Raw genomic sequence first — 11360 nt, 5'->3', positions numbered from 1 at the left:
AATCAGAACCAAGCGACGGTCAATTGGTGCTTTTCTACCGGGGATGCTCGTACCAAATTCAAGCGCCTCTATCCCGCTCCCAGCCTGTCATAATCACCGTGGTGAACTACTAGGCTCTGCTCGTTCTACATATAATTGACGCGAAGGCGAAAATTAGTTGATGCGAGGCAGGGGCTATATTTTATAGGATCGAGCTCTGGCTTGTAGTGTTCACAAGAATTGCACTTTATCCTCATTTGAGAAAAGATTTGTGGCATTTGGGTTGGATGCTATTGATTAGTAGCACTACAGCCAATCCGTTGCCAGCCCAAACTGTAGATAAAAATCCAACTTTTGCTTCACAACTAGTTCTTAGCCAAGCTTCTTTCCCACCACCGGATATCTTAAAACCTCCATCCCGCAATATCCCCATCCCAGAAACGCCTCAACCTTCTCCTGTCTTACCACCGCCAGAAGAGTTGCTGCGACCCCCGACTTCTAGTCCTAACGTCACTCAACCACAACCCCCACTAGAGAACGTGCCTGCTACCATTACTGTGGAGCGATTTGAAGTGGTGGGTAGTACTGTTTTCAGTCCCGCAGAATTGACAGCGGTAACTCAAGCGTTTACTCAGCGCCCCATTTCCCTCGCAGAGTTATTTCAGGCGCGTTCAGCTCTAACTCAACTGTATGTAGAACGCGGTTACATCACTTCGGGGGCCTACATTCCACCCCAGCAATTACGTAATGGCGTGGTCACGATTCAAATCGTAGAAGGAACGCTAGAAGAGATTATAATCACCGGAACGCGGCGGTTAAAGCCAACCTATGTGCAGAGTCGATTGGCGATCGCTACCCAACAGCCACTGAACCGCGATCGCTTACTCGAAGCGCTACAACTATTGCAACTCAATCCCCTGATCGAGAGCCTCTCAGCCGAATTATCTGCGGGAACCAGACCTGGCGAAAATTTGTTAGAGGTTCGAGTCACCGAGGCAGAGACTTTTAATACACAGATAACACTGGATAATGGGCGATCGCCCAGCGTGGGGACGTTTCGGCGGCGATTACAACTCAGTGAAGCCAACTTACTAGGGCTGGGAGATAGTCTTAGTGCCGCTTACACCAATACAGCTGGTAGCAACTCCCTCGACGCCAGCTACACCTTACCCCTGAATGCTCATAATGGCACCCTAAATTTGGCTTACGGCACCTCGTCCAGCCAGGTGGTAGAAGAGCCGTTTGACCAGCTCGATATTGATGCCAACTCTCGCTATTACGAACTAACCCTGCGCCAACCGCTCGTCGAAACCCCTCGCGAAGAATTTGCCATTGGCTTCACCGCCAGTCGGCGTGAGAGTCAAGCTTCGTTATTGGGTGGAGATATTCCGTTTCCTGCCTTAGGAGCGGATGAGCAAGGTAAAACCCGCATCTCCGCCTTACGGTTTTTTCAGGAGTGGACGCGACGCAGTAACCGACAAGTGTTTGCGGCTCGCTCTCAATTTAGTTTGGGTCTGGATGCTCTAGATGCCACCCTTAGCGACACCGGACCAGATAGCCATTTTTTCTCATGGCGAGGGCAGGGGCAGTGGGTCAGGCTGCTGGCTCCAGACACATTGTTGTTGCTGCGAACCGATGTGCAACTGGCTGAGCGATCGCTGGTACCACTAGAGCAGATCGGTTTAGGTGGGCTAGAAACGGTACGTAGCTATCGACAAGATTTGTTGCTCGCTGACAATGGGTTGTTTGCCTCAGCTGAGGTGCGGCTGCCGATTGCTCGGATTCGTCGGTGGGATAGCGTCTTACAACTGACTCCCTTTGTTGACTTTGGCACCGCTTGGAATCGGGGCGATCGCGAAGAACCTGCTACGAATACGCTGGCATCAGTTGGCTTGGGACTACGCTGGCAAATGGGCGATCGCCTCACCGCTCGATTAGATTGGGGGATTCCTTTGGTTTCGGTTGATGCGAGCAAGGAAACTTGGCAAGAAAATGGACTTTACTTCTCCATCCTGTACAACCCATTTTGAGCCAGAGTTTCTGGTTGCGCTTGACGGAACAACGGAATTGCCTGCTGATTGGCTCATGGACCTACTCTCGATTCACCACCACAATGATTTCCGTGCCCTGATCAGGCTGACTATGGATGATTAATTCAGCGCCAATCTGATCAACCCGCTCACTCATCCCCAGTAAACCAAATCCCTTCGTTAGATATACTTGATCCACTTCAAAGCCCTGTCCATCATCTTTAACTCGTAATAGACATTGCGTCTCCTCGTACACTAACTCAACCCAAATTTCAGTGGCTTGGGCATATTTAATCGCGTTGGTTAAGGCTTCTTGGCCAATGCGTAAGAGATTATTTTCCACATCAGGTGGTAAAGCATAGACTCCACCCATGATTTGACAGGTGATTTGAGTCTTCGTAGAAGATTTCATTTGATTGACTAGATGTTTGAGGGCGCTAAATAAATCTCCCTCTTCTAAGAGTTTGGGTCGCAGCGCCGCGACTGATCGGCGGGCTTCAGCCAGCCCAGTGCGAGCTAATTCATCCACAGTTTCCAGATGTGCTTGTGCAGCCTCTGTTTTTCTGGTCATGATTTCGGTTGCCGCTCCAACATGCAGCAGAATGCCTGTAAACGCCTGCGCTAGCGTATCGTGAATTTCTCTCGCCATCCGGTTGCGTTCTTCCAAAATGGAGGCTGCTTCAGCTCGTTTGCGATCGCTAATGTCTTGCCCAATACCAACATTCATACCATTGGGAAGCCGAATATTTGCCCACGCGGTGTTGACCACACGCTCGTCTTTGGTTCTGATTTTAAGGTCTGACCAAGTGCCAGTTGCGGCTAACATATGGTCTAGAATCTGCTGCTGTTCCGAATTGAAACAACATTCAGCAATTAGGTCAATATGGTGCAGATCTGCGGTTGACCATCCCAAGGTTTGCTCAAACTGATGATTGACAAATTCGATTTCTCCCTCTGCATCATAGAGCGTAATCATGACAGGGATATGCTCTACGATCGCTTGCAAGAGTTGTTTTTGTTGGCTCAGGGTCTCTTCTGCCTGCTTTCGTTCCGCAATTTCTTGCTCTAGTTTGAGAGTCCGCTCTTCCACCCTTTGCTCTAGGGTGCGGGCATACTCCTTCAGATTGTCCCACAGTAGGTAGCTGCTGCTGGTTATGGCAGAAGTCGTGAGGGCCAGCAGGGAGGGAATGATAATAATCCACCAACCCGCGAGAAACAGGCCGTATGCACTGCCTAAAAGCACAATTGCCAATAAAACGACTCTAAATGCTGCTTGGCGAGGCGATCGAGATATCCACCCGATGATGGCTCCGATCGCAGACCAAAAAATGATCCATAGCCATTCAATCGGTTCTGACCAGACGCTCAACAGAGGGCGACCCTCTAAAGCCGCACTGAGCAATTGACTCGTTAATAAAGCATGAACTGCGACACCAGGGGGGGCTGCAATCAAGTCAGTGGTGTAAGAGGTGAAAAATTTGTCTTCAATGCTCTCAGCCGTTAATCCAATCAAAACAATGCGATCGCGCATTAAGTTTTTGGGTATGCGACCTCGCAACACATCTGTCATTGAGATGGTATGGAAATCGTTTAGGAATTTGGGGAAGTTTGACAGAATTTGATATCCACCCGCATCAACGCCCACATAACCCCCATCGTTGGACCGCAAAGAAGTGAATGCGGCTCGGCCTAATCGGAACTGACCTTGACTGGAGTCGATCGTTTCTAGCTCGATACCTTCATCTCTGAGATACACAAAGGCTAGTTGTGCTCCTAGGGTGGCAATTGCTCGCCCGTCCTTGTTGCTTAAGTACAATAAACTGCGGCGAATTGTGCCATCGATATCTAAGAGAAGATCAATGGCGCTGACCTGATCCCGCCGCTTTAAGGCTGGAGGTGCTTGAATCACCTCACCCTGAGCCGTTTGAATCACTTTCTCAATCCCAATGAGATTAGGGGTAGAGATGAAAACGTTGATCAGGTCTTGATGACCGGGTTCGACAGGTAGATCTCGAAAGATATCCAGACCAATGACTCTCGGCTGCTGTTGTTTGATGGATGAAATTAACTGAGCCAGCACCGCATCAGACATGGGCCACCGTCCAAGTTGCTTGATGTCTGACTCATCCACGGTAACAAGGACAATCCGGGGATCAGCCGGTTCAAAGTGACGCAGGCGGAACATCTGGTCAAGTGCCACCAGCTCCATCAACTGTAGTGCTCCGGCAAATCGCAGAATCAGCAATCCTCCAGCAATGCTGGGAGCAGTTACCAGAACTCCACGCCATCGCCAAATAAACTGCTTCAGGATTGTCCACATAGGATAAACGCGATCGCTCAACAAAGTTATCTGGGTCTGGCTGGGCTGATATTCATCATCGTCTCCATTCCGCCCGCTTGCAAAAATTCACGCCAAGCTCTGCTGATGTCTGAATCATTGGTTTGGCTGCGCTTTAACTCGAACAGGAGAGCGAGGGGATCATACCAAATGCGATCCTCCTGGTACAGGACAAGGCGCTGTCTGGGGGGTGTTTGCTCAATTTGACGTAAGCGAGCCAGACTAAGCTTCGTTCGTTGTACGATGCCTGTAACAAATTGATCAGCAACGCGATCCGTTGGGTTGCAAATGACTGCAAACGACCATACATATGTCCTGCCAATCTCTAAAGGCGCTACCTGATCGGGCAAGGTGATGCTGATGATATCGGGAGTATTGCTCAAGGCGATCGTCGTTCGGTAAATCCCTTGAGCCGCTCGATTTCGAAGGCTAAATTCGGCAGTTTTAGCACTGGTTTTGGGTACATATACCAGGAATGTGGGATGTGCTGCTACGGTTAAGCCTGGTTTGCTTGTTGGGCTAAAGGCTGTTAAGGACGGACGGGTGGTTTCCGCCACTGCATCTTGAGGGCAAGCAGTGGGATTACGTCGCCCCCCTGCGGCTGAGCTACCCGGATTCGTAGGCGGCGGCGGAGGGCTTGGCTTGCGTGCTTGCTGATATACTGAACGTTTTCCATTTTCAGACAGCGTTGTTGCGGTGCTAGGAGTAATGGTGACAGTCAGGTTGAGCGCGATCGCCAGTTCCGAGGCTAGGGCAAGGCTGATGGATGTATAGCAGAACAAAGATTTGATACAAGACATAATGTTTTTAAAGAAGTGAGGTCTTTAAAGCGAAAGTTTTTTAGAGCCAATTTCCTAGCAGAACAAACGGCGACCAGTAGTAAGGAGAGTTGTAATCCTCTTGGTGCAACAAACTAACTTGAGCCCGACGCAGAGCTTCAGCCTTCGTCATTCCAGGTTTACCTAACTCCCGATAAAACTCAATCATGAGCAGTGCAGTAGAGCGATCGCCAACTGACCAGAGTGAAGCCAGGGTACTGCGTGCCCCCGATCGCATTGCGACTCCTGCCATCCCCAGCGCCGCTCGACTATCGCCCGTTGCAGTCTGGCAAGCGCTCAAAACCAGCAGTTCGATGGGGTTGGAGTTTCCCTCTCTCACCCGGAGCAGTTGATCCAATTGTTTAACATTGATGCGTCCATCCCACGCCAAAATAAAGGTATCTTCAGCCTTCGAGCTAAACTGACCATGTGTTGCTAAATGAACGATGGACGAAGGAGTAGAGTCAATTTGGGTTTGCAGCGATCGATTGGTAAACGCCTGATTCAGCAGCACCTGAGCTGAAATTTCTGTGTTGATTTGATTAATTTCGACTGTAACATTCGGCAACGCTGGAAAGCTTTCGCGAGCTTGACTCAATCCTGCCAGTAGCCCATGCAGTCGTGGGCGATCGAGCGGTTGGGGTTGCAGTAGATGTAAACCAGGAGTAAGCGCAACTGCATAGTTTTCAATCAGATAATGCTGACCGTCGTGGAGGACTGCCATTGGCAAACTCCGCAGCCAGCCATCAGGCACAAACACAAGGGTTTTAATCCCACTTGCCGCCAGCTCAGTCTTCACGGGACGCAGGAGTAGATCGTAAACCTGTTGAGCCGCGGGCAACCAATCTTCTACAAAGGCGGTGGGTCTAAGAGATTGACGCATTTGGGCAAGGATGTGCTCTACTTCGGTTTGAGCTAGTAGAGTTTTGTGATAGCGCAAGGGTTGATTAGGTAACGCCAGGATCACTGCCAGCTGGTTGGGCAAAATGATTGGATAAATGACGGCAGCCTGCGGATCGATTTGATCGATTTTGACGGGACGAGCATTGACACAGGCTTCTCGAAAGAAATTATCCAGTTCTGCTAATTGCAGGGCTTCGATCACCTCACGCGCTTGTTTCAAGTTTTCCTGGCTGGGTGCATTGCTGTCTGATTGCAACAGCAGTTCCACAAATTGTCGGTAGACGGGTTCAACGCTTTCTCGAAACGAGAACTGCACCTCTTGGTTGATTGCAGCTATATCACTGCGGAGGGATTGCAAGGTTTTAACCGCTTCTGCATAGGCAGCCGTTGCGTTTTGCAGACCTCCAGTGGCAGTGCAGGGTTGTGTATCTTGACAGAAAATTCGTCCGAGCTGCCACTGCCACTGATAGACCACACTGGGCGCATCAATAGACTGAGCCAAACTCAGCGCTTGTTGCGTTAGGGTTCTAGCACTGTCCCATTGATGGGTCGTTTCATACAAACTGCCTAAAGTGCCAAGGGCATAAGATTCAGCCCGACGATCGCCCATGCTACGAGCTTGTTGAACCGCAGCAGCGAGTTCTTGGGCTGAGGTGCTGAGATGATCAGAAGATATCTCCCCTGCTCTTTCTACCTCTCTGCCTCTCATTCTGACTAGGTTTTGAGCCAGATTAATGCGGGCATAAATAGCTAGACGACCAGGGGGCAAATCAGCGATCTGGGATTGTATTTCTGACCACAAGTGTTGCGCGTCTGTCAGTCGCTCCGCTTCAACCAGCAAACTGAACTGAGCCAGTTGAACTTGCGTTTTTGTGGTGAGCGAGGGAGCTGCGATTGCTGCCTGTTGGTAGAATGCGAGTGCAGTATCGGTTTCTCCTTGAGCGCGAGTTGTGTTAGCTAAGCTGAGCTGAATGCCATTGATGTCAGATGCAGATTTAGCGGTATCGTCTCGAAGCTTAAGAGCGATCGCCAAGCTCTTTTCCAAGACCACCCGAGATTGAGCCAGATCGCCGCCTAACCGCAGCATCTTGCCTAGATTCCGTAATCCCGCTACCTTAAGTCTGGAATCGGGCTGGTTTTGCAGGGATTGTTCTACTTGGGTGAGCAGCGTTGTGGCTCGTCTGTAAAGCCCTTCTGACTGCAACGCCCTCGCTTGGTTGATCTGAGTGCCCAAGATACCGCTGGTATCGTTGGTGTGGCGGTAGGCCGTCTCAGCCTGTCGCCACGTTTCCAATGCTGCGGCTGCTTGACCTTGAGTCAGCTGTAGCTCTCCTTGAACGGTGAGCACTTGGGCGCGAACGGGTGAGATGTCGGGATTAGCTGCCGGATGTTGGGCGTTTAACAGCGAGGTCGCTCGATCGATGGCATCATTCGCTTGCATCCAAGACCCCAAGTCTGCCCAGGCAGTGGCAAGAAAACTGAGAACCAACGCTTGATTGAGGCGATCGCCTTTCGCCTCGTAGCGGGTTGCAGCCTTTTGCCAGAGGGCGATTGCTTCTGACAGCTGCCCTGCCTGGTAGTGCGCTTCGGCTTGCTGCACTTGGGCGGAAGGAGAAATTGTAAAAGATGGTAGGGAATTGGATGTGATCCTAATTTGCTCTGTATTCTCTACCTTCCAGTTACCACTCTCTTGGAATCCAACTACAATCTCTGCATGAAGGCTAACAGCGATGAACAGCCCCAACACAACAAAATGCAGGAATTGTCGCCATCCTTTTTCTGAAAAGAGCCCTTGTACGATGGATTCTCCTCGATGGATTCGCCTGCCCCAGCGCTCCTGATGCATCTACTCGTTTGGCTCCTTTCATTACTGATATCAATAGATATCTATTGCTAGCTGGGTTATTACATCATTATCAAAGATTTTGCAAAATCAGACTAAACAAAATAGATAAGTTAACCTTACTCAAACCGTTCTTTAGCTTCTCTGGCAGAGGGTTAGATGGTCCACCGAATCCTGCCTAACTTGGTTAGGTGTGTTAGGAATCAGAATTATCTCTCCAGTAGGAGCCACTTGCCAGGCGATCGCTTCGGTAATTGAGGGATGGGTGGGAGAGGAAATCTCTGAATGTTGACTGTTGGATGTTGAATCAAGGAATTCCCTGTGTCTCTTTGTGTCCGTATCCTCTGCCTTTAGCTGCTGACTGCTGCCCTCTTCACCACTATCCGTCTGCTGCTGTGCCACAACTAACCTACGGCGGTCTTGCCAGTTGGCATCATCATCTAACTGTTGTTCAGGATTGGGCGGCAAGCCCCCGCGACCACTAATAATGAACGAGTCGCCCTGATTGGCAGGACATCCTTGAGCAATCAGGCGCGCTGAATCGACGATCGTTGTGGGTAGCCCGATTAAGCCAGAAGTGGGGTCAAGTTGATTGATGTTGAGTTGGACGCTGCCACTTAAGGCAGACTTGGCTCCGGTCGCGGTGATGTCGCTTAGAGGTGTGTCTTGAGGTCGAGGCTGGATGCCAAAGATGCCAGAGGCATTAATCGAGATGTTACCGCCACGAGCGTTCACAGAATTAGCACGAATGTCGTTATTTTCAGTGGGTACAGAAACAATCGAGCTTGCATTAATTTCGATGTTACCGCCATTACCATTACCACCCGCCGAAGCAGTGATTTGACTACTGTTTCGCAGCAGCAGAACACCTTGCACATTGAGATCAAGGTTCCCACCTTCACCAGAGGCAGTAGCGGCTGTAATTGAACTGTCACGGTCTAGAGAAATCGAGTTGGCATTCACCCGCAATATGCCAGCACTCCCAGTTCCATCATTGCTGACAGTGATACTTGCACCATCATTGATGCTCAAAAAAGGCGTATTAATGGTCACGTTGCCTGAATTTCCATTCGGTGTGTCAGGCAACCCATAAGCTTGTCGTAAGGCTGTAGGCGCAATAGGGGCAGCCGAACCTATATAACTGGGAAGAGCACCGGGTACTGTACCACTGACCTCAACAGACTCCGTGGCATTGATGGTGACACTGCCACCGTTACCAGTTGCTAAGACGGAAGAAGTAACACTGCCTCCCTTTTGAACCACTAGCCTCGCCGTGTTAATAGTAACTACCCCAGCATCTCCAGCATTGAGCGAGGTGGAGGTCACAGTGCTGGGAGAGGAAAAGAGGGACTTCCCCATCAGTTCTACTGCTTCAGTTGCATTTACCACCACAGTACCACCCCTGCCAGTTCCATAATTGGGAGATGATACGCTTCCTCCATCTAAAGCAACTAACCGCCCTGTTGATACCGTTACCGTTCCTCCAACTCCAGAGCCAAAAGCTTTAGTAGCGATGCTGCTAAGAAAAATAGGATTAATGAATGAAAACCCAATAAGTTGTACTGAATCAGAAGCTTGCACAGTTATGTTGCCCGTCTTGGCAGAACTGAAGGAATTAGTGGCTATTCCTGCCCCATCCCGAACAGCTAACTGCCTAGTCGAAACTGTAATGTCTGCCCCACTTCCAAGCCCAGTAGTTTGGCTAGTCAAGCCAGCTGAGAACCTACCATCTGGGCTTATTCCGCTCAGTTCTAGCGACTGGGCAGCATTTACTTTGATACTTCCTCCCGCTTGAGCCCTTTGGTTTTGAATCAACAGCAGTGACCCATCTGCTAGCGAGACTTGATTTCCTTGTACCTGAATTGAACTGCTCCCACTCGCATAGGCTAACGCCTGTTGCGATAAACGAATATCACCAAAGTTTTGTACTTCTGGGTAGCTGAGGACAAAGCCATCACCAAGGCCCACTTGCCCATCGCGGGCACTGCCTAACTCGATTCGGCCTTGCTCTGCCGTCAGCGTGCCGCCAGCAATGTTTATATCCCCTCCAATTAAGGCCAGGGTCTGACCTCCTAGCACCCGCAACCCTGCTGTACTATCACCTTTGACAATAGAGGAAAGAATAGGAACTTGAGCAGATAAATCGTATCCATTCCCCTGCACCTCAATTTGCCCCGGATTAGCTCCCATCTGCAACCCAACTGGAACACTAACAGTTAACAGCGGTGTCATTTGAGGGTTCGTGGCGCTGTACTGAAAATTATCGACAAAGTCGATGCTGCTGGCTGTGCTGGCAACAAACGAGCCACCAATATTGAGCGAAGCATTGGGACCAAACAGGATGCCATGAGGATTGAACAAAAACAGATTTGCAGTGCCATTTGCCCGAATTACGCCATCAATATTGGAGGCCGACCCACCTGTAACGCGACTGAAAATATTTTGCACCTCAGCCGCATTGTTGAAGTGGGCAGAGCCTCCAGTTGGCATCGAAAACTGGCTGAAGCTGTGGAACAGATTGCCACCCCGTCTTGCCCCACCATCAATCTGAGTACTTCTTGTATTGCCAGAAACTTGCGATCGCTCTCCCACAGGGAGTGTAGTGTCAGGAATGACTTGAGCAGTGATCGGTTGAGTATAAAGCAATGCGCTCACGATACTGGTTGTCAAAATCCACACTTTTAAGGGCGATCGGTTCATTTTGCTGTCCTCGTTCCATAGTTGCGAGCGGCAGAAGGTTACTCTTGGCGCGATCGCTAAAGTCAAGATAAAGGAATCGAGCCACCGCGTCATCACACCGTTACGCCATTGCTTCTATAACATCGTCCGTAGACAGCACTGCATTGGCGATATACCCAAAGTTGATTAATGCTGCCTTATAGCCGTCGCCTAGCTCCGGATGTCGAGGGGCAGCCGTTGCGTCCTTGATGACGGTAACCTCAAATCCCTGTTCGATCAGGTCGCGTAGGTGAGCTTCAACACAAATATTTGCCAGCATTCCGAGCAGAATAATTTTGCTGATGTTGCGCTTACGCAGTTGCAAAACGAGGTCGTTGCTCTGCGGTCCATAGGCTTTATGAGGGCTGACCACAATCGTCTTGCTATCTTCAATGAAGGGCTTGTAGCGATCGAGCCAGTCAGCACCAGAACCCAAGAAACCATCAAGGCTCAATGCACCTTTGCGCTCGAACTCTCTGGATTTGAGCATCATTTGCTCCACGGTTCCGGCAAATTTCCAGGCGTAGTCGGTGGGGTAATAATAGTGGGGGGAGATGAAGACCTCAAATTTATTGTGCTTAGCGGCTTTGAAGATGCGTTCGATGTTCTCGATGGTCTTGTTCTCCTTAACACTGTCACCCACCAAATCCCAGGAGACACCTGTTTCGCTCAAGACATCATTTTGCGGATCGATGACGACTACTGCGGTGTCATTCTGGTTGATGTTCACG

6 protein-coding genes are annotated in these 11360 nt (G+C 50.0%); 1 reads left to right on the top strand and 5 read right to left on the bottom strand.

Features of this window, described 5'->3' with window-relative positions; all coding sequences use genetic code 11:
• Positions 1-266: 266 nt before the first annotated feature.
• A complete protein-coding gene (locus H6F90_RS11450; protein ID WP_190552595.1) occupies positions 267-2009 on the top strand; it encodes a ShlB/FhaC/HecB family hemolysin secretion/activation protein in 1743 nt (580 codons plus the stop codon).
• A 61-nt stretch (positions 2010-2070) separates the two neighbouring features.
• Here H6F90_RS11450 and H6F90_RS11445 read toward each other — a convergent pair whose 3' ends face one another.
• The 5 genes from H6F90_RS11445 to H6F90_RS11425 all read right to left on the bottom strand — a co-directional run bounded on the left by H6F90_RS11445 (position 2071) and on the right by H6F90_RS11425 (position 11359).
• Positions 2071-4353, bottom strand: a complete 2283-nt coding sequence (locus H6F90_RS11445) for a CHASE2 domain-containing protein (RefSeq protein ID WP_190552594.1) — start codon at positions 4351-4353, stop codon at positions 2071-2073.
• Positions 4354-4355: 2 nt separating this feature from the next.
• The gene (locus H6F90_RS11440; RefSeq protein ID WP_190552593.1) at positions 4356-5147 is read right to left on the bottom strand and encodes a DUF928 domain-containing protein; all 792 of its coding nucleotides are present in this window, start codon (positions 5145-5147) and stop codon (positions 4356-4358) included.
• Between the two features lie 40 nt (positions 5148-5187).
• A complete protein-coding gene (locus H6F90_RS11435; RefSeq protein ID WP_190552592.1) occupies positions 5188-7914 on the bottom strand; it encodes a CHAT domain-containing protein in 2727 nt (908 codons plus the stop codon).
• 132 nt (positions 7915-8046) lie between these two features.
• The gene (locus H6F90_RS11430) at positions 8047-10704 is read right to left on the bottom strand and encodes a filamentous hemagglutinin N-terminal domain-containing protein (RefSeq protein ID WP_190552591.1); all 2658 of its coding nucleotides are present in this window, start codon (positions 10702-10704) and stop codon (positions 8047-8049) included.
• Between the two features lie 7 nt (positions 10705-10711).
• Positions 10712-11359, bottom strand: coding sequence for an isochorismatase family protein (locus H6F90_RS11425; RefSeq protein WP_190552590.1), 648 nt, complete (start codon positions 11357-11359; stop codon positions 10712-10714).
• Position 11360: the final 1 nt, after the last annotated feature.

It is taken from the genome of Trichocoleus sp. FACHB-591 (assembly GCF_014695845.1).
GTDB lineage: Bacteria > Cyanobacteriota > Cyanobacteriia > FACHB-46 > FACHB-46 > Trichocoleus.
Note: the sequence above shows the minus strand (reverse complement) of the source record. Positions and strands in the feature narration are given on the sequence as shown.

Excerpts from the sequence above, each read along its gene's own strand:
- H6F90_RS11450 (WP_190552595.1), top strand. The coding sequence starts at position 267 with ATGCTATTGATTAGTAGCACTACAGCCAATCCGTTGCCAGCCCAAACT.
- H6F90_RS11440 (WP_190552593.1), bottom strand. The coding sequence starts at position 5,147 with ATGTCTTGTATCAAATCTTTGTTCTGCTATACATCCATCAGCCTTGCC.
- H6F90_RS11435 (WP_190552592.1), bottom strand. The coding sequence starts at position 7,914 with ATGCATCAGGAGCGCTGGGGCAGGCGAATCCATCGAGGAGAATCCATC.
- H6F90_RS11430 (WP_190552591.1), bottom strand. The coding sequence starts at position 10,704 with ATGACGCGGTGGCTCGATTCCTTTATCTTGACTTTAGCGATCGCGCCA.